The organism is Streptomyces liliiviolaceus, from assembly GCF_018070025.1.
Classification (GTDB): domain Bacteria; phylum Actinomycetota; class Actinomycetes; order Streptomycetales; family Streptomycetaceae; genus Streptomyces; species Streptomyces liliiviolaceus.
This window is the reverse complement of record NZ_JAGPYQ010000002.1, coordinates 2068887-2091961: the sequence shown is the minus strand read 5'-3', so window position 1 is coordinate 2091961 and position 23075 is coordinate 2068887. Positions and strand designations below refer to the sequence as shown.

Annotated in this window: 19 protein-coding genes; 10 read left to right on the top strand and 9 right to left on the bottom strand. The window is 70.8% G+C overall.

The genetic code is table 11. From position 1 onward, the window contains the following. Nucleotides 1–36: 36 nt before the first annotated feature. From J8N05_RS44420 to J8N05_RS44405, 4 genes are all read left to right on the top strand, one after another. The gene (locus J8N05_RS44420) at nucleotides 37–2412 is read left to right on the top strand and encodes a glycosyl hydrolase family 95 catalytic domain-containing protein (RefSeq protein WP_210893430.1); all 2376 of its coding nucleotides are present in this window, start codon (nucleotides 37–39) and stop codon (nucleotides 2410–2412) included. Next, nucleotides 2409–3665, top strand: a complete 1257-nt coding sequence (locus tag J8N05_RS44415) for an SGNH/GDSL hydrolase family protein (protein ID WP_210893428.1) — start codon at nucleotides 2409–2411, stop codon at nucleotides 3663–3665. The genes J8N05_RS44420 and J8N05_RS44415 overlap by 4 nt, the downstream gene beginning before the upstream one ends. A gap of 137 nt (nucleotides 3666–3802) precedes the next feature. After that, nucleotides 3803–4957 carry a glycoside hydrolase family 88/105 protein gene (locus tag J8N05_RS44410; RefSeq protein ID WP_210893426.1) on the top strand — a complete coding sequence of 385 codons (1155 nt, stop codon included), beginning with the start codon at nucleotides 3803–3805 and terminating at the stop codon, nucleotides 4955–4957. 64 nt (nucleotides 4958–5021) lie between these two features. Then, on the top strand, nucleotides 5022–5885 hold the full coding sequence (locus J8N05_RS44405; RefSeq protein ID WP_210893424.1) for a universal stress protein: 864 nt from the start codon (nucleotides 5022–5024) through the stop codon (nucleotides 5883–5885). Here J8N05_RS44405 and J8N05_RS44400 read toward each other — a convergent pair. Then, nucleotides 5846–7132: a DUF4032 domain-containing protein gene (locus J8N05_RS44400; RefSeq protein ID WP_210893422.1), complete on the bottom strand. Its 1287-nt coding sequence runs from the start codon at nucleotides 7130–7132 to the stop codon at nucleotides 5846–5848. The genes J8N05_RS44405 and J8N05_RS44400 overlap by 40 nt on opposite strands. Before the next feature lie 340 nt (nucleotides 7133–7472). Between J8N05_RS44400 and J8N05_RS44395 the strand changes: the two genes are divergently transcribed. Next, nucleotides 7473–8006, top strand: coding sequence for a hypothetical protein (locus J8N05_RS44395; RefSeq protein WP_210893420.1), 534 nt, complete (start codon nucleotides 7473–7475; stop codon nucleotides 8004–8006). A 30-nt stretch (nucleotides 8007–8036) separates the two neighbouring features. Here J8N05_RS44395 and J8N05_RS44390 read toward each other — a convergent pair whose 3' ends face one another. Further along, nucleotides 8037–8969 (bottom strand): LysR family transcriptional regulator ArgP, encoded by a 933-nt coding sequence (locus J8N05_RS44390; protein ID WP_210893418.1) that lies wholly within the window; start codon nucleotides 8967–8969, stop codon nucleotides 8037–8039. Nucleotides 8970–9036: 67 nt separating this feature from the next. On the opposite strand from J8N05_RS44390, the gene J8N05_RS44385 reads away from it, so the two are divergent. Then, a complete protein-coding gene (locus tag J8N05_RS44385) occupies nucleotides 9037–9702 on the top strand; it encodes a LysE/ArgO family amino acid transporter (protein WP_210893417.1) in 666 nt (221 codons plus the stop codon). Here the strand turns inward: J8N05_RS44385 and J8N05_RS44380 are convergent. Beyond that, a complete protein-coding gene (locus J8N05_RS44380) occupies nucleotides 9602–10633 on the bottom strand; it encodes a DMT family transporter (RefSeq protein WP_210893415.1) in 1032 nt (343 codons plus the stop codon). The two genes, J8N05_RS44385 and J8N05_RS44380, sit on opposite strands and share 101 nt — an antisense overlap. 78 nt (nucleotides 10634–10711) lie before the next feature. Here J8N05_RS44380 and J8N05_RS44375 point away from each other — a divergent pair, with 78 nt between their 5' ends. From J8N05_RS44375 to J8N05_RS44365, 3 genes are all read left to right on the top strand, one after another. Continuing rightward, nucleotides 10712–11293, top strand: a complete 582-nt coding sequence (locus tag J8N05_RS44375) for a TetR/AcrR family transcriptional regulator (protein WP_210893413.1) — start codon at nucleotides 10712–10714, stop codon at nucleotides 11291–11293. A gap of 143 nt (nucleotides 11294–11436) precedes the next feature. Beyond that, nucleotides 11437–12783 carry an MFS transporter gene (locus J8N05_RS44370; protein ID WP_210894353.1) on the top strand — a complete coding sequence of 449 codons (1347 nt, stop codon included), beginning with the start codon at nucleotides 11437–11439 and terminating at the stop codon, nucleotides 12781–12783. 57 nt (nucleotides 12784–12840) lie between these two features. After that, nucleotides 12841–13203 carry a DUF4180 domain-containing protein gene (locus J8N05_RS44365; protein ID WP_210893411.1) on the top strand — a complete coding sequence of 121 codons (363 nt, stop codon included), beginning with the start codon at nucleotides 12841–12843 and terminating at the stop codon, nucleotides 13201–13203. 24 nt (nucleotides 13204–13227) lie between these two features. Here J8N05_RS44365 and J8N05_RS44360 read toward each other — a convergent pair whose 3' ends face one another. The 6 genes from J8N05_RS44360 to J8N05_RS44335 form a co-directional block, all read right to left on the bottom strand. After that, a complete protein-coding gene (locus J8N05_RS44360) occupies nucleotides 13228–14154 on the bottom strand; it encodes a Gfo/Idh/MocA family protein (RefSeq protein WP_210893408.1) in 927 nt (308 codons plus the stop codon). A gap of 228 nt (nucleotides 14155–14382) precedes the next feature. Further along, nucleotides 14383–16545, bottom strand: a complete 2163-nt coding sequence (gene glgB, locus J8N05_RS44355) for a 1,4-alpha-glucan branching enzyme (protein WP_210894351.1) — start codon at nucleotides 16543–16545, stop codon at nucleotides 14383–14385. Between the two features lie 128 nt (nucleotides 16546–16673). Further along, nucleotides 16674–18083, bottom strand: coding sequence for a maltokinase N-terminal cap-like domain-containing protein (locus J8N05_RS44350; RefSeq protein WP_210893405.1), 1410 nt, complete (start codon nucleotides 18081–18083; stop codon nucleotides 16674–16676). A 14-nt stretch (nucleotides 18084–18097) separates the two neighbouring features. Then, complete coding sequence (treS, locus tag J8N05_RS44345; protein WP_210893403.1) at nucleotides 18098–19834, bottom strand: maltose alpha-D-glucosyltransferase; 1737 nt, start codon at nucleotides 19832–19834, stop codon at nucleotides 18098–18100. Next, complete coding sequence (locus J8N05_RS44340) at nucleotides 19831–21879, bottom strand: alpha-1,4-glucan--maltose-1-phosphate maltosyltransferase (protein WP_210893401.1); 2049 nt, start codon at nucleotides 21877–21879, stop codon at nucleotides 19831–19833. The genes treS and J8N05_RS44340 overlap by 4 nt, the downstream gene beginning before the upstream one ends. 68 nt (nucleotides 21880–21947) lie before the next feature. Continuing rightward, nucleotides 21948–22238 carry a DUF5133 domain-containing protein gene (locus J8N05_RS44335; protein WP_210894349.1) on the bottom strand — a complete coding sequence of 97 codons (291 nt, stop codon included), beginning with the start codon at nucleotides 22236–22238 and terminating at the stop codon, nucleotides 21948–21950. Nucleotides 22239–22546: 308 nt separating this feature from the next. Between J8N05_RS44335 and J8N05_RS44330 the strand changes: the two genes are divergently transcribed. After that, nucleotides 22547–23059: a pep a2 gene (locus J8N05_RS44330; RefSeq protein ID WP_210893399.1), complete on the top strand. Its 513-nt coding sequence runs from the start codon at nucleotides 22547–22549 to the stop codon at nucleotides 23057–23059. Nucleotides 23060–23075: the final 16 nt, after the last annotated feature.

The window sequence follows — 23075 nt, the reverse complement described above, 5'->3', positions numbered from 1 at the left end:
CCGTACTCCCCACCTCTCTTCCCCTGGAGCCGCACCATGGACAAGAGCCGTCCCGCCGAGCCCAGCAGACGAAGACTCCTCTCCCTCGCCGCCGCGACCGGCGTCGCCACCGCACTCGGCGGCCTGCCCGCCTTCACCGCGACCGCCGCACCGCAGCGGCCCACCGACTCGCCGCTCCCGAAGGGGAGTTCGCACAACCGGCTGTGGTGGCAGGCGCCCGGCGACGAGCACTCGATGATCGAGCAGGGCCTGCCCGTCGGCAACGGCCGCCTCGGCGCCCTCGCGAGCAACGACCCCGGCCGTGAGCTACTGCTCATCACGGACGCCACGATGTGGACCGGCGGCCTCAACGACACCCTCGACTCCGACGGCCAATTTCCCTACGACCGCGACAACTTCGGCTCCTTCACCCTGCTGGGCCGTCTCACCGTCGACATCCCGGACCACGACCTGTCGGCCGTCTCCGGCTACCGCCGCACCCTGGACCTCGACCGGGGTGTGATCGACACGTCGTACGTCCGCTCCGGAGTCACCTACGAGCGGCAGGTGTTCGCCAGCCGTCCCGACGACGCGATCGTCCTGCACTTCACCCAGAGCGGCGGCGGCCGCTACACCGGCAGCGTGACCCTGGACGGGACACACGACGAGACCGTCCAGGGCACCTCCTTCGGCGCCGCCTTCCCGAACGGGCTGCGCTACGGCGCGGCCGTGAAGGCGTACGGGACCGGTGGCAGCGTCCGGGTGAAGGGCGCGCTGATCGAGTTCACCGGGTGCAAGGACCTCACCGTGGTGGTGAGCGGCGGCACCAACTACGCGCCCGACGTCTCCGCCCACTACCGCGATCCGTCCCTCGACCCGGAGAAGCTCGCCCGTACCAAGGTCGCCGCCGCGGCGGTCCACTCGGCGGACACGCTCCTGCGCACCCATGTGGCCGACCACAAGGCACTGTTCGAGCAGCTGGACCTCTCGCTCGGCACCTCGTCCGCCGAGCAGCGCTCCCTGGACACCTGGGAGCGGATCAGGGCGCGCGCCCGCGACGACGTGCCCGATCCCGAACTGGAGGCCGCCTACCTTCAGTTCGGCCGCTATCTGATGATCTCCGGGTCCCGGGGCAGTCTGCCGCTGAACCTCCAGGGGCTGTGGCTGGACGGCAACGACCCCGACTGGATGGGCGACTACCACACCGACATCAACATCCAGATGAACTACTGGATGGCCGACCGGGCAGGCCTGTCGCAGAGCTTCGACGCGCTCACCGACTACTGTCTCGCCCAGTTCCCGTCGTGGCAGAAGCTCACCCACGACCTCTTCAACGACCCGCGCAACCGCTACCGCAACTCCACCGGGAAGGTCGCCGGCTGGGCCGTCGCGTTCTCCACCAACATCCATGGCGGCAGCGGCTGGTGGTGGCATCCGGCGGGCAACGCCTGGCTGTGCGCGAGCCTGTGGGAGCACTACGAGTTCACCCGCTCCCGCTCCCATCTGACGAAGATCTACCCGCTCCTGAAGAGCGCCTGCGAGTTCTGGGAGGCGCGGCTGATCACCACGACACTCCCCGGCACCTCGAAGGAAGTGCTCGTGGACGACAGCGACTGGTCGCCCGAGCACGGCCCGCAGGACGCCAAGGGCATCACCTACGCCCAGGAACTGGTGTGGGCGCTCTTCGACAACTACCGCACGGCGGCGAAGGAGTTGAAGAAGGACGCCGCCTACGCGACGACCATCGGCGGCCTCCAGGAGCGGCTGTATCTGCCGAAGGTGAGCGAGAAGACGGGCTGGCTGGAGGAGTGGATGTCGCCCGACAACCTCGGCGAGACCACCCACCGGCACCTGTCCCCGCTCATCGGACTCTTCCCCGGCGACCGCATCCGGCCCGACGACTCCACCCCCGCCGAGATCGTCGAGGGCGCGACGGCCCTGCTGACCGCGCGCGGCATGGAGAGCTTCGGCTGGGCGAACGCCTGGCGCAGCCTGTGCTGGGCCCGGCTCAAGAACGCCGAGAACGCCTATCAGCTGATCGTCAACAACCTCCGCCCCTCGACCGACGGCGGCAACGGTTCCGCGCCGAACCTCTTCGACATCTACGAGGTCGAGAAGGGCCGCGGCATCTTCCAGATCGACGCCAACTTCGGCACCCCCGCGGCGATGATCGAGATGCTCCTGTACTCCCGTCCAGGTCACCTGGAACTGCTCCCGGCCCTGCCCGACGCATGGGCGGAGTCCGGTTCCGTCACGGGAGTCGGCGCCAGGGGCGGCTTCGTCGTCGACCTGCGCTGGCGCGACGGCAGACCGACCGAGGCACGCATCCGCAGCGTCGGCGGGCGGACGACCACGGTCGCGTACGGCCGCTCGTCGCGCAGGGTGACCCTGAAGCCGGGCGCCTCCGTCACGCTGCGGGACTTCACCCGATGAGCGCCGGTCTCTCCCGGGCGGGCCGGGCGGGCCGGGTGAGCCGTCTCCTGGCTCCGGTGGTGCTTCTGCTGACCGCCGCCGCCGTCCAGGTCACCCCCGCGACCGCCGCCCCGGCCATCCCCGCCGGGCGGCACGACGTGGTCACCTGGGGTGCGAGCGCGGACCGGGTCGGGGACGCGGTCGCCGACCGCAGCTACCGCCTCGTCGTGCGCACCAGCGTGGCCGGGGACAACCTGCGCATCCGGCTCTCCAACGCCCTCGGCGACCGGCCGCTGACCTTCGACAGCGCCTACGCCGGTCTCCGGCAGACGGGCGCCGAGCTGGTCCCGGGCACCAACAAGCGGCTGACCTTCGGCGGCACGCACTCCGTCACCGTCCCGGCCGGGGCCACCGCCTACAGCGACCCGCTGCCCGGCAGACTGCCCGCCGCGGCCGACCTCGTCGTCAGTGTGCACACGCAGACGGCGGGCGGCCCCGCGACCGGCCACGGCATGGCCATGCAGACGTCGTATGCCGCCACCGGCGACCACACGGGGGAGGACGGGGCGGCCAACTGGACCGAACGCACCGGCTCCTGGTTCTACCTCGACGCGGTCACCGTCCGCACGAGCGCAGCCGTCGGCGCGGTCGTCGCGCTCGGGGACTCCATCACGGACGGCTGGCAGTCCAGCGGCGACCTGAACCGCCGCTGGCCCGACTATCTCGCCCGGCGCCTGGGAGCAACCGACAGTCCGGTCAGAGGAGTTGCCAACGAGGGCATCTCCGGGAACAAGGTGTTGGCCGACGGGGCCGGACAGAGCGCCCTCAACCGGCTGGACCGTGACGTCCTGTCCCACCCCGGCGTCCGTACGGTGTTCCTCTTCGAGGGCGTCAACGACATCAAGGCGCACACCGGCGTCACGGGCGCCGACCTGATCGCGGGATACCGCGAGATCATCGCCCGCGCCCATCAGGCGGGGAAATGCGTCGTCGGCGCCACCGTCGCGCCCTTCAAGGGCTGGTCCGAGTGGGACACGGCAGCCGAGTCCGTACGGCAGGAGGTCAATCACTTCATCAGGAGCAGCGGGGAGTTCGACGCCGTCACCGACTTCGACCGCATCCTGCGCAGCCCCTACGACCACGAGCGCATCATGCCGGTCTTCGACGGCGGCGACCGGCTGCATCCCAACGACAAGGGCATGCAGGCGATGGCCGACTCGGTCGACCTCGACAGCCTGCGCTGCGACCGGACGTCCACGATGGACGTCCCTTGATGTGAACTACGGCCGGTTCCGTGAACTCGACTTGGTTCAGGCCAAGTTGACCAAGTCGAGTCCGGGCCGTGGACACCGCTGGGGCGGGAGTTCAGGATGTGCCTCACATGGGTTTCACATGGAGAGGAGTCGTTCACATGGATAGACGCCAGCTGTTGGCCGGCGGTGCCGCTCTCTCGGCCTCCGCCGCTCTGCTCCCCACGTCCGCGTCCGCCGCCGAAGCTCCCGCACCCCCCGCCCCGCACCTAGCACCGGCCCTCCCGTCCCGAGCCGCGATCATCCGCGACCTGCGCCGGGTCGCCGACCACTGGATCGGCGCCCACACCGACCCCGGCGACAACGGCTGGGCCAACGCCACGTTCTTCAGCGGCCTGCTCGCCCTGCACCGGCTGACCGGTAGCGCCCGCTACCTCGCGTACGCCCGCGGCTGGGCCGAGAAGCACGCGTACGGGCTGCGCAGCGGCGTGACGACCCGGCACGCCGACAACCACAACGCCGGTCAGGCCTACCTCGACCTCTACGAGATCGAGCCGGAGGCGCAGAAGATCGCCGCGATCGAGGAGTCCCTGCACCGCATGGTGTACACGGACCAGCCGGCGAAGAGCGACGACTGGTGGTGGGACGACGCCCTCCACATGGCCATGCCGCCGTTCGCCCGCATCGGCGTCCTGCGCAAGGACCTCCAGTACTGGGAGAAGGTGTACGCCCTCTACAGCCACACCAAGCGCACCGAGGGCGGCCCCGGCCTGTACGACACCGCCACCGGCCTCTGGTACCGCGACAAGCGGTTCCTGCCCGGCGGCATCCTGTCCCCCTCCGGCAATCCCGTGGTCTGGTCGCGCGGCAACGGCTGGGTGGCGGGCGGACACGTCAAGACCCTCAAGGCCCTGCCGGGCAGCGAGCGGCACACCGGCGAGTACCGGGAGACCCTGACGAAACTGGTCACCGCGCTGGCCCGCGTACAGCGCGCGGACGGCTTCTGGAACGTCAACCTCGCCGACGCCGCGCATCTGCCGGGACCCGAGACGAGCGGCACCTCCTTCTTCGCCTACGGCACGGCCTACGCGATCCGCTCCCGACTCGTGGACCGGGCCGCGTTCCTGCCGGTGGCGGCACGGGCCTGGCAGGGACTGATCACCACCGCCGTCCACCCCGACGGATTCCTCGGCTACGTCCAGAACGTGGGCGACCGCCCGGAGTCCAGCCAGCCCGTCACCTACGACACCACCGCGGACTTCGGCGTCGGCGCGTTCCTGCTGGCCGGGACCGAACTCGCCCTCCTGGCAGGCTGACGGGAACCCTCCGCCCGGCCCTGGGTAGCGTGGGCACCTCGACCGACGCTACGGAGGCCATCACATGACCCGCCCGATCACCGTGGGAGCAGACGGTACCGCCGAATCCCTGGCCGCCGTGCACTGGGCGGCCAGGGAAGCGGTACGCCGCGACCTTCCGCTGCGCATCGTGCACGCCCGGCCGAAGGCCGACGGCGACGAGGGGACGGCGGACGCCCAGGAGGCCGACGTCCGCGAGGCCCTGACGCGGACCGCGGGCGACGTCACCGGACACCACCCCGGGCTGACGGTGACCACCGACCTCGTCGACGGCGTCCCGGTCCAGGCGCTCCTCGTCGCCGCCGCCGAGGCCGAGACGCTGGTGCTCGGCTCCCGCGGCCACGGCGCGATCGTCGGCTTCCTGCTCGGCTCCGTCGGCCAGCAGGTCATCGCCGAGTCGACGCGCCCCGTCGTCCTCGTACGCGCCACCGACCGGCCCGAGTCGGAGGCGGCGGGCCGCGAGATCGTCGTCGGCCAGCAGGGCGGCCCCGACGACAGCGCCGCCGCGCTGGGCTTCGCCTTCGAGGCGGCGGCGACCCGCGGCGCCGACCTGCGGGTCGTACGCGCCTGGGCGCTGCCCACCGTCTTCACCTACAGCCCCGCCTCACTGGCGCTCGCCGACGAGGCCGGCGGCCTGGAGCAGTACGAGAAGAAGGCGCTCGCGGAAGCGCTTCAGCCGTGGCTGGAACGCTTCCCCGACGTGAAGGTGGTCCAGCACGTCGAGATGGGCAGCGCGGGCGAGGTGCTGCTCTCCGCGGCGGCCCGCGCCCAGCTGACGGTGGTCGGCCGGCGGGCGCACCGCTCGGCCGTGGGCTCACGGATCGGTTCGGTCGCCCACGCGGTCGTCCATCACGCGCCCTCGCCGGTGGCGGTCGTCCCGCCGGCCTGAGCGTTCGCCCCGCCGCCGCCCGACGCGGGCGACAGCGTGTCCCGCATCCCGGGCAGGATGTTCGTGACGTAGTCCCGGACGACCGTGTCCAGGTCGATGTCGTGCTGCGCCCGCTCGGACAGGTACCAGCGGTGTTCGAGCAGCTCGTGGTACAGCTCGGCGGGGTCCATGGAGCCGCGCAGGTCCAGCGGTATGGCCCGCACGGTGGGCCGGAAGACGTCCCGGACCCACCGGTGGGCCAGCACCTCGGGCCGGGCGGCCAGGGGATCGCCCGGCGCGTAGTCGTCCTGGGTGGCCATCCAGCTCTCCAGGTCGTTCAGCAGCCGCCGGGCCTGGTTCTCCTCGGTGTCGAGCCCGGTCAGCCGCAGCAGCTGACGCTGATGATGACCGGCGTCGACGACCTTCGGCACGAACGTGACGGTGTCGCCGTTCGAGGAGTGCGCGATCTGCATCTCGGCGACGTCGAAGCCGAGTTCGTTCAGGCGCCGGATCCGGCGGTCGATGTAGTGGTGCTTGCCCGCCGGGTACACGGACGTGCGGGTCAGCTCCCGCCACAGCCCGTCGTAGCGCTTGCAGATCTCCATGCCGAACTCGATCGGGTCCACCGAAGGGTGCAGCGCCCCCGAGGCCTCCAGGTCGAGCAGCTCGCCGCTGATGTTGACCCGTGCCAGATCGAGGTCGTACTCCCGCTGCCCCGGGCTCAGTCGCGGATGCACCTCGCCCGTCTCGGCGTCGACGAGATACGCGGCGTACGCCCCGGCGTCCCGGCGGAACAGCGTGTTGGACAGCGAGCAGTCGCCCCAGGCGAACCCCGCGAGATGCAGCCGCACCAGCAGGACGGCCAGCGCGTCCATGAGCCGGTGCATGGTGGCGGGCCGCATGGTCGTCTCGAACATCGACCGGTAGGGCATCGAGCCGCCCAGGTGCCGGGTGATGAGGACCGACTCCAGTGGATCGCCGGCCTTGTCGGTGCGGCCGGTGACCACGGCGAGGGGGTCCACCGAGGGGATGTTCAGCCGGTCGAGGCCGCGCAGCAGCTCGTACTCGCGCAGGGCGGGCCGTTCGGCCAGCTCCTTGACCGCCACGACCTCCGTGCCGGCGCGCGCGTACCGCACCACGTGCCGCGAGATGCCCCGCGGCAGCGGCACCAGATGGTGCTCGGGCCACTCCTCCAGAGGGATGTCCCACGGCAGGTCGAGCAGGAGCGCGGGATGCTCCGGGTTGGTGGCGCTGATCTGCAATGCCATCGCTCGCTCGCCCTGCCTCACGCTCGGCCGTCATGTCGCAGGAGCATCTCCGCACCTGGACGGCCCCTTCGTCAACACGACAGTCCGATTTGTCAGCAGGTGGGAGGGGCCCGGCCGTCCCGCACGCAGGGCCGGAAGCGACCTCCCGGTGGAGGGTGCGGGACGTGATGTACAGCACGTCGGGAGGGCGCCCGGGACACCTGGGGCGAGGGTTCTGGCTGCGCACGGCTTGATCGATGATCAAGTGGGGTGAAATCCCTGGCCAACGCCCATTCTGCCCATTTGACACCCCGTCGCCCGCCCAGATAGGAAGCAGCCCTCTGGGGTCGAGAGGTGGAGCGTGTACGAGCCGAATGTGGTCGGGGACTGGCAGGAGTACGACGACGGGCATGCCGGCCTGCGCGTTCGGGTTCATGGTGTGGAGAAGGCCGAGCCGCCGCGGGGGCGTGACGACGCGGCCGAGGGCCTCGTCTACTTCCGGTTCCGGGTGACCGTCGAGAACCGTACGAATGTGCACTTCGGTATTCATCTGGAGGACGGCCAACTCGACGTCCGGGTCGGCACCGACGGCGAGAGCGCGTTCCTGGACTGGCGCAACTCCCAGTTCATCGAGGGCTTCGACGTCTACCCGCTGCGCCGGGTCACCTCCGTCCTGTACGCCGCCGCTCCGGAGAACTGCCTGTCATTGGTCGACATCCAGGTGCAGTTGAAGGTCGACGACGAGTGGACGGAGCGGTACCTGTGGTCGGGCGGTATCGGCTCGCAGGAGTCGTCCGTGGCCGTGTGCGCCCGTGCCGACTCCGCGCAGGACAGCCTCGCCGCCCAGGTGATCAGTTACCTGGAGAGGGAAGCGGGGTCCGGTCCGGCGGCCTGAGTCCTGCGTCCGGCCGCGGTTCACGGGTTTTCAAGCGGTCGGATCGCCGTCCAGGGCCTCGGCGGCCTCCGCGGTCACGGCCTCGGCGACGGCGGCCAGCGCCGGGAAGTCGAGCTTCCACTGCTGCCAGAACAGGGGAACGTCGATCTGCCGGTCCGGCGCGAGCCGGACGAGCCGTCCCGCGCCGAGCAGGGGTGCCGCCTGCACCTCGGGGACCATGCCCCAGCCCATCCCTGCGGCGACGGCCTCGACGAAGCCCTCGGAGGTCGGCACGAGATGCCGCACCGCACTCGCACCCCGGGGACCGTGGGCGCCGCGTACGAGCGTGCGCACGAAGGCGTCCTGGATGTCGTCCCGCCGGTCGAAGGTCACCACGGGCGCGACGGCGAACGCGTCCCGCGGCGCGCCGCCCGGCCTGTCTTCGAACCAGCGCGCGGCGAAGGCGGGGCCCGCCACCGGGACGTACCGCATCCGGCCCAGACGGCGCACGGAGCAGCCCGTCACCGCGTCCGGCGACGAGGTGACGGCCGCCATCACCAGGCCCTCCCGCAGCAGTGCGGCCGTGTGGTCCTGGTCCTCGCGGCGCAGCTCGTAACAGACGGGCAGGTCCTCGGACACGCGCGAGAGGGCGGGCAGGAACCAGGTCGCCAGCGAGTCGGCGTTCACCGCGATCGACAGCCGGGCCGGTTCCTCCGTCCCGGACATGCCCAGTTCGGCGCGCGTGTCGCGCTCCAGCCGGGCCAGCTGCCGTGCGAAGCGCACCACTGCCTCCCCGGACTCGGTCGGCCGGACCGGCTTCGTACGCATCAACAGCACGCGCCCCGTGCGCTGTTCGAGGGCCTTGACCCGCTGGCTCACCGCGGACGGCGTCACATGGAGCACGGCGGCCGCGGCGTCGAAGGTGCCCTCGTCCACCACGGTCAGCAGGGTCCGCACCTGGTCCAGGGGAAGATCTGTCATCACGAATGCTAAGGATACGTAAGAATCTTTAGCTGTACTTCTCCCCGGCCGGGTTCCTAGCGTGGACGGTGTGAACAGCGCTCTGACCGCCACGGCCGCCGGGTTCGGCACCGGCCTCTCCCTGATCGTCGCCATCGGCGCCCAGAACGCCTTCGTCCTGCGCCAGGGCGTCCGCCGGGACGCGGTGTTCGCCGTGGTGGCCATCTGCGCCCTCTCCGACGCGGCACTCATCGCACTGGGCGTCGGCGGTGTCGGCGCGGTCGTGGTGGCCTGGCCGTCTGTGCTCACCGCGGTCGGGCTGGTCGGCGGCCTCTTCCTGATCGGCTACGGCTGCCTCGCCGCCCGCCGGGTCCTGAAACCGTCGGCGCTGACCCTGGAGCCGGGATCGGCGGGAGCGTCCGGTGCGGCCGGCGTGGCGGACCTGGCCGGCGTGGCGGGATCGGGAAGCTCGCGCCGCCGGGCCGTGCTCACCTGTCTGGCGATGACCTGGCTCAACCCGCACGTCTACCTGGACACCGTGTTCCTGCTCGGCTCCATCGCGGCCGACCGCGGGCCCTGGCGCTGGACCTTCGGCCTCGGCGCGGTGGCCGCCAGCCTGGTCTGGTTCGCGGCCCTGGGCTTCGGCGCCCGGCTGCTCAGCCCTCTGCTGGCCCGCCCGTCGGCGTGGCGGGTACTGGACGCTCTGATCGCCGCGACGATGATCGTGCTCGGAGCCACGCTGATCGCCGGGGTGTGACGGGGCCGGCCACCGTGAACCGCCGGCGGCCACCTTTCGTACGCAGGTCGCTCCGGCCACCCCGGTCGCCCCGGTGCACGACGGCGACGGCCAGCAGACCGAGTCCGAGCCCCGCCGCCGTCTGCGCCCCGAAGGGCTCGCCGAACATCAGCGCGCCCCACACGGCCGTGACCGGGGCCATCAGGAACATGAGCGTGTTGACCTTGGTCACCCCGGAGCGCCGGAGGATCAGCCAGTACAGCCCGTACCCGCCGAACGTGGAGAGCGTCACCAGCCACACCACCGCGGTCCAGAAGTCGCCGTCCGCCGGGGGCGTCAGGCCTCCGCCGAGGGCGGCGAGCACCGTGAACACGACGGCGCTGGTGACGGCGTGCACCGTCATCGACACCATCGGGCCGACGTCCGCGCGGGACCTCCGGTCCAGGAACGTCGCCGCGACCAGGCTGAGCATGCCGAGGAACGGCACGAGGTACGCCCACCACGCGGCGCCCGCCGCGGCGCCCGCGTCGGCCGTGGTGACGACGGCGACCCCGGCCACACCCAGCCCGAGGCCGAGCCACTGCGTACGCGAGACGGCCACGCCCAGCAGTGGTCCGGCCAGCGCTCCGGCCACCAGTGGCTGCGTACCGTCGATGAGGGCGGTCGTCCCGCTGGAGACGCCCAGCTCTATCGCGTAGTAGACGGTCAGCAGATAGCCGCTCTGCGACAGGAGCCCGACGCCGGCCTGCCGGAACAGGTCGCGGGGTCCGAGGCCGCGCCAGGAGGACCGGGACCGGGCGGTGCTCAGGGCCGCCACGCCGAGGACGAGGGCCAGCGGCAGGAAGCGCCACATGAGGAGCGTGACCGTCGGGGCGCTGCCCGACCCGAGCTTCGCCCCGATGAAGCCGGAACTCCAGGCACCCACGAACGCGATCGACAGAAGGATGTTCACGACACCGCACACCTCCAGGAGTAGACAGATCTGTATACCCGTTTCGGCCGAGTATACAGATCTGTCTACAATGGGAGGATGAGCAGCACGGACGCGCCCCGCCGAGTACCGCTGACCCCTGCCGCCCGCCGCGCCCTGGCCGCGGCGGGGCGACTGTTCTACGAACGGGGGATCCACGCCGTCGGCGTCGATCTGATCGCCGCCGAGGCCGGCGTCACGAAGAAGACGCTCTACGACCGGTTCGGCTCCAAGGAGCAGCTCGTCGTCGAGTACCTCGCCGACCGCGACGAGCGCTGGCGCGCGTATCTCGCCGCCCGCCTCGACGTCTGCGCGTCACCGCTGGACAGCGTCCTGACCGTCTTCGACGTGTCCCGCGCGTGGATGGACGCCAACAGCCCCCGGGGCTGCAGCATGGTCAACGCCCATGCGGAGATCGACCACCCGTCCCACCCCGCGTACGCGATCATCACCGGCCAGAAGCAGTGGATGCTCGCCCTGTTCACCGATCTCGTACGCCCGCTCGCGCCCGACTCGGCCGCGTCGCTGGGCCGGAGCCTGATGCTGCTCCACGAGGGCGCGCTCGTCGCCTTCGGCCTGCGCATCTTCCCCGGGGCGCTGGAGCACGCCCGCGAGCAGGCGGCGGCCCTCCTGGCCCGCTGACCGGACACCTGCCACTTTTCGTCCTGTCGTCCTCTCGTCCTGTCCACGGACCGACCCACCGCGCGAAGATCGCTCCGCATCGGCGATAGTGAACCTCCGATCGAAAGATGTATCTGACAATCAGAGCGGGCAGAGCGAGCAGGATGGGTGTGGACACCAGCAGGAGCAGTGCGGACGACAACGCGGAACCACGGACCGGGACCGAGGAGCCGTCGCTCCCCGCGGACCCGGGGAACGGGCCGCGGCGCGGGTGGCGCCGCTGGGCCATGGACACCCGGCCGCTGCGCCGCCCCGCGTACCGGCGCCTGTGGTCCTCGACCATCGTCACCGCCGTCGGCAGCCAGCTCACCGCCGTCGCCGTACCCAAGCAGATCTACGACATCACCGGATCCTCGGCCTGGGTCGGCTACGCGAGCTTCGCCGGGCTGCTGCCCCTCGTGGTCTTCGCGCTCTGGGGCGGTGCGATCGCCGACACCGTGGACCGGCGCAAGCTCCTCCTCGTCACCAACACCGGCATAGCCGTCACCTCCTTGCTTTTCTGGATCCAGGCCGTCACCGGACTCGGCTCGGTGGCCGTCCTGATGGTGCTGCTCGCCGTCCAGCAGGCGTTCTTCGGCCTCAACTCCCCGGCCCGCCAGGCCTCCATCGCCCGGCTCGTACCGAAGGAGGAGCTGGCCGCCGCCAACGCGCTCGGCTCGACCGTCATGCAGACCGGCCTGGTCGCGGGACCGCTGCTCGCCGGAGCGCTCATACCCGTCGTGGGCCTCGCCGAGCTCTACCTGATCGACGCCGTGGCCCTGTGCGCCACCGTATGGGCCGTCTACCGGCTGCCCGCGCTGCCGCCCCTGGCCACCGCCACCGCGGCGGCCGGCCGGGCGGGCCTGAAGGGCATCGCGGAGGGCTTCCGCTACATCTCGCTCAACCAGGTGCTGCTGCTGTCCTTCCTCGCCGACATCATCGCGATGGTCTTCGGCATGCCCCGCGCGCTCTTCCCCCAGCTCGCCTCGCAGACGTACGCGCCGTACGGCGAGGGCCTGGCGCTCGGACTGCTCTTCGCGGCGGTCCCCATCGGCGCGGTGCTCGGCGGACTCATGTCGGGCACCTTCTCGCGGGCACGCCGACACGGCCTCATGGTCATCGTCGCGGTGGTCGCCTGGGGAGTGGCCATCACCGGATTCGGGCTGAGCGCCAACCTGTGGGTCGCCGTGGCGTTCCTCGCCGCCGCCGGAGTCGCCGACATGGTCTCCATGGTCTTCCGCGGGGCCATCCTCCTCTCGGCGGTCACCGACGAACTCCGGGGCCGCATGCAGGGCGTCTTCACGGTCGTCGTCGCGGGCGGCCCGCGACTGGCCGACGTGCTGCACGGCACGGCCGGATCGGCACTGGGCGCCCGGACGGCGGTCGCGGGCGGCGGCCTGCTGGTCGTCGTCTCCATGCTGGTCCTGGCGGCGGCCATGCCCGCGCTGCGCCGCTACAGTGCGACCACCTGAGTCACCGCCGATGAATTACGTCGCTTCCGTGCGCGCGGCGAACTAGCCTCGCCGTCCATGAACACCTTGCGGACGATCCATGACGTGCCCGTCTTCCTGTGCGCCGCCGAAGGCGAGCCCATCGGCGGCGAACGGGAAGCCCTGGACGTCATCGGCGAGGCCTCCTACCAGGGCGCGCGGTGGGCCGTCGTCCCCGCCGAGCGCCTGGACGAGACGTTCTTCAAGCTCAGCACGCGCGTCGCCGGGGACATCGTCCAGAAGTTCGCGAACTACCGCCTCGGGCTCGTGGTCCTCGGGGACATCTCCCGCCACACGGCCGACAGTTCGGCGCTGCGCGACTTCGTACGGGAGTGCAACCGCGGGCGGCAGACGTGGTTCGTCGCCGACGCGGACGAGCTGGACGAGCGCATGAAGGGCTGAGGGCTTGGGGCTTGAGGCTGGGGCTCAGCCCTGGACGCCCGCCGCGGCCTGCGCGATGAGTTCCTGGAGGTAGAGGCCGCGGCGGGCGTCGAGCTCGCCGGAGACCCCCGTCCGCACCGCCGTGGCGAAGGCCTGGCGCAGTACGGGCCAGCACTCGTCGTGGTCCAGGTCCGCACTGTCGTACACGAGCCCGGGACGAGGGCCGAACAGCTCGACCCGCATGATCCCGGGATCCACGTCGACCGACCCGGACAGCGAGGCCTGGCTGACCGCGCCGCTCTCGTGCTCGCAGGTCAGCTCGATCCACCGGCGCGAGTCCCCGGTGCCGCGGACCCGCACGACGGGGCCGACGGCGGCGTCCAACAGGTCCAGGACATGGGGCCCGATGTCCAGCAGCGCGCCGTGCTCAAGACGCCAGGGAGTCGCGAAGTCGCCGCCGAGGAAGGCGCCGCTCAGACCGGCCGAGCGGGCGCCCGACACCTCGATGTCCCGCGCGGCCCGCAGGAACTCCTGCGCGACGGGGTGATAGCGGTTGGTCAGGACCACCTGCGAGACGACCCCGGCCTCGTCGATCGTGTCGACGAGCCGCCGCGCGGACGGCACGTCGAGGCCGATCGGCTTCTCCAGCAGCAGGGCCTTGCCCGCCTTGGCCGCACGCCCGGCGAGATCCGCCTGGACGTCCGGCGGCACCGCGAAGGCCACCGCCTCGCACCGGTCCAGCAACTCCTCGAAACGTGCCACCGCGACGGCCCCGTACGGCTCGGCGGTCTCCCGCGCCGCTTCTGGGCGCCGCGCCCACACCGCCGTCAGCTCCGTCTCGGGCCCGGCGGCGAGCACGGGTGCGTGCACTCCGCGGGCCCACGGGCCGGCGCCGACCAGGCCGACCTTGACGGGGGAGTGGGGCCAGGGGGAGGTGTTGTCGGCCACGGGAGTCCAATCTGTGCGGGTCATTGCCGGAGCGGCGACCGTAGCAACGAACGGGTGGACGTGCCCTGGTGGGGCTGGAGGGTCGTCTGCGGGCCCGGTGGGGGCTGGTCGCGCAGTTCCCCGCGCCCCTGAGAGTGGGGCTGCGCCCCGACTGTCAGCCCGTCCGGCGTTTGAGGACCGGGGGTTCGGGGGCAGCGCCCCCGAGTCGTGGACGGGAACGGGTAGGGGCGGCGGGGGCGAAGGAATCCGGGCCTAGGCCGGACGCAGCCAGATCGTCGCGAGCGGCGGCAGCGTCAGGCGGATCCCGGCCGGACGGCCGTGCCACGCCTGATCGTCCGCTTGCACGGGACCGGCGTTCGCGACACCACCCCCGCCGAAGCACAGCGCATCCGTGTTGAGCACCTCCTGCCACGCAGGCACGTCGTCGGGCACCCCGAGCCGGTACTCGTGCCGTACGACGGGTGAGAAGTTGGAGACCGCGAGCAGCGGCGACCCGTCCGCCCCGAAGCGCAGGAACGCGAAGACGTTGTCCTCCGCCGCATCCCCCGCGACCCACGCGAACCCGGCGGGCTCGGTGTCCCGCTCCCAGAGCGCCCCGGAAGCCCGGTACTGAAGATTCAGCTCGCGGACGAGGTCACGCACCCCCCGGTGGTCGGCCTCGGCCCCGTACGACGGATCGAGGAGCCACCAGTCGGGCCCGTGCGCCTCGGACCACTCGGCGCCCTGAGCGAACTCCTGGCCCATGAAGAGGAGTTGCTTGCCGGGGTGGGCCCACATGAAGCCCAGATAGGCGCGGTGGGTGGCGCGCTGCTGCCACCAGTCACCCGGCATCTTCGACACCAGCGCCCGCTTGCCGTGGACGACTTCGTCGTGCGAGATGGGCAGGACGTAGTTCTCGCTGTACGCGTACACCATCGAGAACGTCATCTCGTCGTGGTGGTACTTGCGGTGCACCGGCTCGTGCTTGATGTACTCCAGCGAGTCGTGCATCCAGCCCATGTTCCACTTCAGCCCGAAGCCGAGGCCGCCGTCGGTGGTGGGCCGGGTCACCCCGTTCCAGGCGGTCGACTCCTCCGCGATGGTCACGATCCCCGGCACCCGCCGGTACAGCGTCGCGTTCATCTCCTGGAGGAACGCCATCGCGTCGAGGTCCTCCCGGCCGCCGAAGACGTTCGGCGTCCACTGACCGGAGTCCCGGGAGTAGTCGAGGTAGAGCATCGAGGCGACCGCGTCGACGCGCAGTCCGTCGATGTGGAACTCCTCGCACCAGTACACGGCGTTGGCGACCAGGAAGTTGCGCACCTCCACGCGGCCGTAGTCGAACTCGTACGTGCCCCAGTCCGGGTGCTCGGCCCGCCGGCCGTCCCCGGGCTCGTACAGCGGCTCCCCGTCGAAGCGCCCCAGCGCCCAGTCGTCCTTCGGAAAGTGCGCGGGCACCCAGTCCATGATCACGCCGATGCCGGCCCGGTGCAGCGCGTCGACGAGGTACTTGAAGTCGTCGGGCGTGCCCAGCCGTGAGGTGGGGGCGTAGAAGCCGGTGACCTGGTAGCCCCAGGAGCCGCCGAAGGGGTGCTCGGCGACCGGCATCAGCTCGACATGGGTGAATCCGAGGTCGTTGACGTACGCGGGCAGCTCGTCCGCGAGCTGACGGTATGTCAGGCACGGTCGCCAGGAGGCGAGATGGACCTCGTACACGGAGAACGGCGCCTCGTGCACCGGCGTGTCCCCGCGGTGGGCCAGCCACTGCGCGTCGTTCCACTCGTAGTGCGAGACCGTGACCACGGACGCCGTGTCGGGCGGCACCTCGGCCCGGCGCGCCATCGGGTCCGCCTTCAGGAACCGGTCGCCGTTCCGGGACGTGATCTCGAACTTGTACCGCGCGCCCTCGCCCACACCGGGCAGGAACAGCTCCCACACCCCGGCCGCGCCCAGCGAGCGCATCGGAAACTGCGTACCGTCCCAGAACGTGAAGTCCCCGGCGACGCGCACCCCTTGCGCGTTCGGCGCCCACACCGTGAAGCGGGTGCCCGCCACGCCCTGGTGCTCCATCGGCTCGGCCCCGAGCGCCCGCCACAGCTGCTCGTGCCGGCCTTCACGGACGAGGTGCAGATCCAGCTCGCCGAGCGCGGGCAGGAAGCGGTACGGATCCTCCACCTCCAGCTCGACACCGCCCGCGTATCTGACCACCAGCGTGTACGCGGGAACCGCGTCGAGCGGCAGCACCCCGGAGAAGAGACCGTCGCCCTCGCTGTCCAGCAGCATCCGCAGACCGTCCGGCAGCGCCACCGCCACCGACTCGGCGAACGGCCGCAGCGCACGGACGATGACACCCTCCGCCACCGGATGCGCCCCGAGCAGCGCGTGCGGATCGTGATGGGTCCCCGCCAGCAGCCGCTCCCGGTCCGCCACCTCCATCGAGGACACCGGCGGTCGCCCGCCGGGTCCCCCCGGCCCCGGTTCGCACGGACCGGCCTCGACGGACCGGACGTCCTCGGACGGCGGCGGGTCCAGGGGTACGGAGATATCGCGGGCTGCCACGGTTTTCAGCCTCCTTGAGCGCTGTGGAAGGAAGGAACCGGCGTGTGCGGACCGCCGGACGGGGAAGGGGCGTGCTCGGCGAGCCGGGCGATCGCCGCCATCGGCACGGGCAGCCAGTCGGGCCGGTGCCGCGCCTCGTACAGGGCCTCGTACACGGCCCGGTCGGTCTCGTGCGCCCGCAGCAACGCCCGCTGCGCACGCGGGTCCCACCGCGCCTGTACGGCGTATCCCGCGCAGTAGGCGTCACGGCAGCGCCGCGCCCACTCGGGACGCCACGGGTGGCGGCTGCGGGCGGCGTAGTCGAAGGACCGCAGCATGCCCGCGACATCGCGTACGGGGGACTGCGATTGCCGGCGTTCGGCGATGGGGCGGGCCGGTTCGCCCTCGAAGTCGATGACGGACCAGCGCTCCTTGGCCCACAGCACCTGGCCGAGATGCAGATCGCCGTGGATCCGCTGCACCGGACGGCCCGAGTCGAGCGCCGCCAGCTCGTCGAAGGCGCCCCGCAGCCCGTCCACGTGGGGCAGCAGCTCCGGCACCGAACGGCTCGTCGTGTCCAGGCGTTCGAGCATCGCGGCCGCGAGCCGCCGGTTCCCGTCCGCGGTCGGCGCGTCGAGGGCGAACGCCGCGGCCAGCGCGAGATGCACCTCGGCCGTCGCCCGCCCCAGTTCGTACGCCTCCTCCCCGAAGTCCCGTCCCGCGGTGAGCGATTCGAGCGCCAGGGTCCACCCGTCGACGGCGTCCGGCAGGAACGGCTGGAGCACCCCGAGCGTCGCAGGCTGCGGATCCGAGGTACGGAACCACGCCACGGGGGCCGGTACCCGGGTGCACCCCTGACGGGCCAGCGCCCAGGGCACCTCCAGGTCCGGATTGATGCCGGGCCGGACCCGCCGGAAGATCTTGAGGATGTACGCGTTCCCGTAGACCAGGCTGGTGTTGGACTGCTCCACGTCCAGCAGACGCGGAGTCAGACCGGCGGGGACGGTCACCTTCGCGTCACGTTCGAACCGCAGCGGCCCCGCCGTTCCCGGTGTGCGCAGCCGCTCCAGGAGCAGGTCGGCCGACCTCGGCTCCTGCAGGGCGTCGTACACCGTCAGACCGGCCAGCGGCCCTTGGCTCGCGCGCCCGATACGGGCGTGGGCCAGCCGGGGAGGCAGGACCTCCCCGACACCGAGGAGCAGTTGGTAGCAGTCCCCGGGCCGGGACGGGGAGGAACCGTCCCCGGTACTGACCAGGAGATGCAGGCACGCCGGATGCAGCTCGGTCACCGAGAGCAGGGAGAGGTCCGTGACCCGTCGGCCCTTGCCCGCGAACCACCGTTGTTCGGGCAGCCACGCCTGAAGCAGGTCGGCGAGCGATGTCAGCAGATGGGCCGGACTGTGGCCGCTGGGGCGGGGTGCTACGACCTTGCGCATGTCGACCCGTCCTTTCAGGAGCACACCGTCAATCGGCGTTTGGTGGCGAGCGGGGCGCTGTCCTTGTGCAGGCGGAACCAGTAGAAGCCGTGGCCGGCGAGGGTGAGGAGGTAGGGGAGTTCGCCGATGGCGGGGAAGCGGACGCCGCCGATGAGTTCGACGGGGTGGCGTCCGTTGAAGGTCTGGAGGTCGAGTTCGGTGGGTTGGGCGAAGCGGGAGAAGTTGTGGACGCACAGGACGAGGTCGTCCTTGTATTCGCGCAGGAAGGCGATGACGGCGGGGTTGGAGGAGGGGAGTTCGGTGTAGGAGCCGAGGCCGAAGGCGGGGTTCTGTTTGCGGATCTCGATCATGCGGCGGGTCCAGTGGAGCAGTGAGGAGGGGTTGCTCATGGAGGCTTCGACGTTGGTGACCTGGTAGCCGTGGACCGGGTCCATGATCGTGGGGAGGTAGAGGCGTCCGGGGTCGCAGGAGGAGAAGCCGGCGTTGCGGTCCGGGGTCCACTGCATGGGGGTGCGCACCGCGTCGCGGTCGCCGAGCCAGATGTTGTCGCCCATGCCGATCTCGTCGCCGTAGTAGAGGATCGGTGAGCCGGGCAGCGACAGGAGCAGGGCGGTGAAGAGTTCGATCTGGTTGCGGTCGTTGTCCAGGAGGGTGGCGAGGCGTCGGCGGATGCCGATGTTGGCGCGCATGCGGGGGTCTTTGGCGTATTCCGCGTACATGTAGTCGCGTTCTTCGTCGGTGACCATTTCGAGGGTGAGCTCGTCGTGGTTGCGCAGGAAGATGCCCCACTGGCAGCCGGAGGGGATCGCGGGGGTCTTCGCCAGGATCTCCGACACCGGATACCGGGATTCGCGGCGGACGGCCATGAAGATGCGGGGCATGACGGGGAAGTGGAAGGCCATGTGGCATTCGTCGCCGCCGGCGGTGTAGTCGCCGAAGTAGTCGACGACGTCCTCGGGCCATTGGTTGGCCTCGGCGAGCAGGACGGTGTCGGGGTAGTGGGCGTCGATCTCGGCGCGGACCTGTTTGAGGACCTGGTGGGTGGCGGGGAGGTTCTCGCAGTCGGTGCCCTCTTCGGCGAAGAGGTAGGGGACGGCGTCGAGGCGGAAGCCGTCGATGCCCAGGTCGAGCCAGAAGCGCAGGGCGGAGACGATTTCCTCGACGACGGCGGGGTTTTCGAAGTTGAGGTCGGGCTGGTGGGAGAAGAAGCGGTGGAAGTAGTACTGCTTGCGGATGGGGTCGAAGGTCCAGTTGGAGGCTTCGGTGTCGACGAAGATGATGCGGGCGTCGGCGTACTGCTGGTCGTCGTCGGCCCACATGTAGTAGTCGCCGTAGGGTCCGTCGGGGTCGTTGCGGGAGGCCTGGAACCAGGGGTGCTGGTCGCTGGTGTGGTTCATGACGAAGTCGATGATGACGCGCATGCCGCGCTGGTGGGCGGCGTCGACGAATTCGACGAAGTCGGCGAGGTCGCCGAATTCGGGCAGGACGGCGGTGTAGTCGGAGACGTCGTAGCCGCCGTCCCTGAGGGGGGACTGGAAGAAGGGGGGCAGCCACAGGCAGTCGACGCCGAGCCATTGGAGGTAGTCGAGTTTGGCGGTGAGGCCTTTGAGGTCGCCGATGCCGTCGCCGTTGCTGTCCTGGAAGGAGCGGACGAGGACTTCGTAGAAGACGGCGCGTTTGAACCATTCGGGGTCCCGGTCTTTTGCGGGGGTGTCCTCGAAGGTGTCCGGGACGGGTTCGTTGACGATCATGTGGGTGACCCTCCGGTGGGCGGTGAGGACGGTCGCAGGACGGTCAGTACGTGCGCGGCCCGGTGACCGGGGGTGAGGCGTACGTAGTTGGTCCTGCCCCAGGGGTAGACCTCGCCGGAGAGCTCGTCGCGTACCGGCAGCGACGCGTGCCAGTCGAGGCCGAGTCGTGGCATGTCCAACGAGATGGTGGCTTCCTGGGTGTGGTGGGGGTCGAGGTTCACGACCACCAGAACCGTGTCCGTGCCGTCGCGCTTGCTGTACGCGATCACGGCGTCGTTGTCGGCCTGGTGGAAGTGGACGTTGCGGAGCCGGCGCAGCGCGGGGTGTTCCCGCCGGATCCTGTTCAGCGAACCGATGAGCGGTGCGAGGGACGTGCCCGCCCGCTCGGCTGATTCCCAGTCCCGCGGTCGCAGCTGGTATTTCTCCGAGTCGAGATAGTCCTCGGTACCTGCCCTCGCCGCGGTGTTCTCGCACAGCTCGTATCCCGCGTACATCCCCCAGGTGGGCGAGAGAGTCGCCGCCAGCACGGCCCGGATCTCGAAAGCGGGCCGGCCGCCGTGCTGAAGGAACTCCGGGAGGATGTCGGGGGTGTTGACGAAGAAGTTGGGCCGCATATGGGCGGCCGCGTCACCGGAGAGTTCGGTGAGGTATTCGGTCAGTTCCTCTTTGGTGTTGCGCCAGGTGAAATATGTATAGGACTGCTGGAAGCCGATCGCGCCGAGCGTGTGCATCATCGCCGGGCGGGTGAACGCCTCGGCCAGGAAGATCACATCGGGATCGGTGCGATTGATCTCCCCGATCACCTCCTCCCAGAACATGACCGGCTTCGTATGCGGATTGTCCACGCGGAAGATCCGCACCCCGTGCCCCATCCAGAACCGCAGAATGCCGAGGGTTTCCTCGACCAGGCCCGGCATGTCCTCGTCGAAGGCGATCGGATAGATGTCCTGGTACTTCTTCGGCGGGTTCTCCGCGTAGGCGATCGTGCCGTCCGCCCGGTGCTGGAACCACTCCGGGTGCTTCTCCACCCACGGATGGTCGGGGGAGCACTGGAGCGCGAAATCGAGGGCGACTTCGAGTTGGAGAGAGGTGGCGGTGCGTACGAAGTCGTCGAAGTCGTCGATCGTGCCGAGATCCGGGTGGATCGCGTCGTGCCCGCCCTCCGGTGAGCCGATCGCCCACGGCACCCCGACATCCTCGCGATGCGCCGAGAGGTTGTTGTTGGGTCCCTTGCGGAAGGTCGTCCCGATGGGGTGGATCGGCGGCAGATAGACGACGTCGAAACCCATGCCGGCGATCGCGGGCAGCCGCCGGGCCGCCGTCTTGAACGTACCGCTGACCGGCGGTTTCCCGGGCTCGACCACCGCGCCCTCCGAGCGCGGGAAGAACTCGTACCAGGAGCCGAACAACGCCCGCTCCCGTTCCACCGACAGGGGGAGCGGGGCCGACCGTGTGATCCGCTCCCGCAGGGGGTGCGCGGCCAGTGCCGTGTCCACGTCCGGGGTCAGGGCGGCGGCGAGACGGGCGGACGGGGGCCGGGCATCGTCGCGCAGGGCGTCCGCGGCGGCCAGGACCGCCGCTCGGCCGGCGTCACGCGGCACCCCGGAAGCGGCCCGCTCGTACAACTCGGCGCCCTCCTCCAGGACCAGGCCCACGTCGATGCCCGCCGGGATCTTTATGCGGGCCGACCGCCGCCAGCCGGACACCGGGTCCGACCACGCCTCCACCCAGTAGGTCCACTCGCCCACCGCCGTGGGCGTGACGTCGGCGCCCCAGCGGTCCGTACCGGGGGCCAGTTCCCGCAGCGGAGTCCACGGGCCGGTGCGCCCGTCGGGGCCGCGCAGGACGACGTTCGCGGCGACGACGTCGTGGCCCTCACCGAACAGGACGGCGCTGACCTGGAAGGTCTCGCCCACCACCGCCTTCGCGGGGCGGTTGCCGCGGTCGACGGCCGGACGGACGTCGACGACGGGGACGCGGCCGATCCGAACGCCGGTCGTGCGGCCGACTGGGGGGAGGTGGCCGCCGGCCGGGTTCTCGGTCATGTGATTCATCTCCGTCGTCGATGTCCTGGTCCAGGTCGGTGGAGGCCCACGGGTCGGAGGGCTCTTCCCTAGGTCGCGGGGCTCACCGCGAGCCGGCCGGAATGCCCCGGAAGCGCACTGACAGGCGGGCTGTGACCGGCCCGTTCGCGGCGCCGGGCCGAAGTGGCCGACAGATAGCGCTCGGCCGCGTGCACCGCCTCGCGTGCGCAGCGTTTGCCCATGAGGACGCAGAGCGTGTAGCCCGTGTCCTCGAACTTGCCTCGCGCGCCGTGGTCGGCGGGGGCCGCGAGCATCATGCGTTCCCAGGTCCGGTACAGCTCCAGCAGCCTGGCGACCTCGTCCTTGGCAGGCAGCAGCATCTCACCGGTCACCTTCCATTCCCTCGGATGCGCACGGTTCGCCCGGATGTGCGTGATGACCGTGCACGCGGAGACATCGACCGACCACGTCGGCCGACACCCTCACTCATGGTGCACGTGCGGCCACTCAACGTCCTGTTGTCGCTTCAACCACATGGGGCCGTCGCTCGGGTTGCACGAATGGAGTACCGCTCGCACTGTGGGAATGACTCAGAAGCGATCACTGCTCACGCTCTGCACTGAGGGCCCAGGCCCCGGGGCGAGGAGGAGCGAGAGCTTCGCCGGTTGCCGGTGAGGAGCCAACGACGATGAAGACCGTAGTCCCCTGCTACTACCACCTCGACGTGGAGGTCAGTCCGGAGCGGGTCGATCGGGTCAGGCGCATTCTGGCCGCCCACCTCCGGTACTGGAACCTGGAGAACCTCGTCGAGCCCGTCTGTCACTGCGCGGAGCTGCTCCTGCGGACGATCGACGCGCACGCGACGGACAAGAACACCACGCTGGAGATGTGGTGGAACGGCCAGCACCTCATCACCGCGATCGCTGACATCGACGGGAAGTCCCACCCGGAGGCCGCGACGCGGGGCTGGCTGGCGCACGTCGCCGCGCTGAGCGACGGCTGGGGGTGCTGTGCCACCGGCAGCGGCGGACGGATCGTCTGGTTCTCCCGCCGGGCCCGTGCCATGGAACGCTCCCCGCTGGTCCCGACCACCCCCGCGCCCAGCCTGCGCGAATCCCGGCACGCGCCCCGCGAGTTGCCGGTACCGGCCGTGGCGGCGCCGGCGCCCGAGGAGCCGCTGGTGGGCGCGGCGACCGAGTGACGACGGCCGTTCGGCC

Excerpts from the sequence above, each read along its gene's own strand:
- glgB (WP_210894351.1), bottom strand. The coding sequence starts at position 16,545 with ATGGAGGTGGCGGACCGGGAGCGGCTGCTGGCGGGGACCCATCACGAT.
- J8N05_RS44375 (WP_210893413.1), top strand. The coding sequence starts at position 10,712 with ATGAGCAGCACGGACGCGCCCCGCCGAGTACCGCTGACCCCTGCCGCC.
- J8N05_RS44415 (WP_210893428.1), top strand. The coding sequence starts at position 2,409 with ATGAGCGCCGGTCTCTCCCGGGCGGGCCGGGCGGGCCGGGTGAGCCGT.
- J8N05_RS44350 (WP_210893405.1), bottom strand. The coding sequence starts at position 18,083 with ATGCGCAAGGTCGTAGCACCCCGCCCCAGCGGCCACAGTCCGGCCCAT.
- J8N05_RS44340 (WP_210893401.1), bottom strand. The coding sequence starts at position 21,879 with ATGACCGAGAACCCGGCCGGCGGCCACCTCCCCCCAGTCGGCCGCACG.
- treS (WP_210893403.1), bottom strand. The coding sequence starts at position 19,834 with ATGATCGTCAACGAACCCGTCCCGGACACCTTCGAGGACACCCCCGCA.
- J8N05_RS44410 (WP_210893426.1), top strand. The coding sequence starts at position 3,803 with ATGGATAGACGCCAGCTGTTGGCCGGCGGTGCCGCTCTCTCGGCCTCC.
- J8N05_RS44370 (WP_210894353.1), top strand. The coding sequence starts at position 11,437 with ATGGGTGTGGACACCAGCAGGAGCAGTGCGGACGACAACGCGGAACCA.
- J8N05_RS44405 (WP_210893424.1), top strand. The coding sequence starts at position 5,022 with ATGACCCGCCCGATCACCGTGGGAGCAGACGGTACCGCCGAATCCCTG.
- J8N05_RS44400 (WP_210893422.1), bottom strand. The coding sequence starts at position 7,132 with ATGGCATTGCAGATCAGCGCCACCAACCCGGAGCATCCCGCGCTCCTG.
- J8N05_RS44420 (WP_210893430.1), top strand. The coding sequence starts at position 37 with ATGGACAAGAGCCGTCCCGCCGAGCCCAGCAGACGAAGACTCCTCTCC.
- J8N05_RS44330 (WP_210893399.1), top strand. The coding sequence starts at position 22,547 with ATGAAGACCGTAGTCCCCTGCTACTACCACCTCGACGTGGAGGTCAGT.
- J8N05_RS44360 (WP_210893408.1), bottom strand. The coding sequence starts at position 14,154 with ATGACCCGCACAGATTGGACTCCCGTGGCCGACAACACCTCCCCCTGG.
- J8N05_RS44365 (WP_210893411.1), top strand. The coding sequence starts at position 12,841 with ATGAACACCTTGCGGACGATCCATGACGTGCCCGTCTTCCTGTGCGCC.
- J8N05_RS44335 (WP_210894349.1), bottom strand. The coding sequence starts at position 22,238 with ATGCTGCTGCCTGCCAAGGACGAGGTCGCCAGGCTGCTGGAGCTGTAC.